Source organism: Limnobaculum eriocheiris (genome assembly GCF_021010575.1).
Lineage (GTDB): Bacteria > Pseudomonadota > Gammaproteobacteria > Enterobacterales > Enterobacteriaceae > Limnobaculum > Limnobaculum eriocheiris.
This window is the reverse complement of the sequence record NZ_JAJNAG010000096.1, coordinates 1-1,074: the sequence shown is the minus strand read 5'-3', so window position 1 is coordinate 1,074 and position 1,074 is coordinate 1. Positions and strand designations below refer to the sequence as shown.

Sequence of the window (1,074 nt, the reverse complement as noted above, 5' to 3'; positions counted from 1 at the left end):
GGGTGCACAAGTTCCACGTCACCTCCACGGATGCAGCGGGCAACGTCAGCCTGCCATCGTCAGACTTTGTGCTGATTATGGACTTCACCGGCCCGGATAGCAGCAAGCTGTCCATCACCGGCGTGGACGATCAGGTGGGGTTATATACCGGTAACGTGAAGCCGGGTGAGACCACCGACGATACCCAGCCGACCATCAGCGGTACCGGTACGGCCGGGGATACCATCATTGTCTACGTTAAAGACAGTGGCGGTAATCATGAAATTGGCCGCACCACCGTGAACAGTGAAGGCAAGTGGACCCTGCGTCCGGCTTCCCCGCTGATCAAGGGCACCAATGAGTTCACCGCGGTGGAAGTCGATCCGGTGGGTAACTCCACCGATCCAAGCGCCTCTTATACCGTTAACATTGATTTTGGTAAGCCACAGCCGCCGGTGATTGAAACGGTGGAAGATAACGTGGGCACCATCACCACACCGCTGCAAAAAGGCGATGTGACCGATGATAATACGCCAACCCTGAAGGGCACCGCGGTACCAAACGGTATCGTCACCATCTATAACAACGATGTGAAGATAGGCTCGGCCCAGGTTGATGACAAGGGTAACTGGAGCTTTACTCCGGAGAGCGCGCTGGCGGACGGGAAGTACAGTATCAAGGCCGATGCCACCAATACCGTGGGCCAGACCAGTGAGAAGACCGGTAGCTTTGACTTTACCGTCGATACCACACCACCGGGTGCGGTGGAGAACCTGCTGATCAGCGATAACGTGGGGGCTTATCAGGGGGCGCTGAAAGACGGCGATATCACCGACGATAATACCCCGACCTTCAGCGGTAAGGCGGAAGCGGGCAGCACGGTGTCGGTCTACAGCGACGGCAACCTGCTGGGCACCGCCAAAGTGGCGGCAGACGGCAGCTGGAGCTTTACCCCAAGCACGCCGCTGCCGGACGGCAGCTATAAGTTTACCACCACGGTGACGGATAAGGCGGGGAACACCGGCGCAGCCACACCGGTGGTGAACATTACTATCAACACCGAAAGCGTTACCGTCAGCCTGGATACGCTGGTGG

At 57.9% G+C, this 1,074-nt stretch carries 1 protein-coding gene; it reads left to right on the top strand.

What is annotated here, in order from left to right:
- A partial coding sequence (locus tag LPW36_RS17610; protein ID WP_230611890.1) for an Ig-like domain-containing protein occupies positions 1–1,074 on the top strand: 1,074 nt, incomplete at both ends.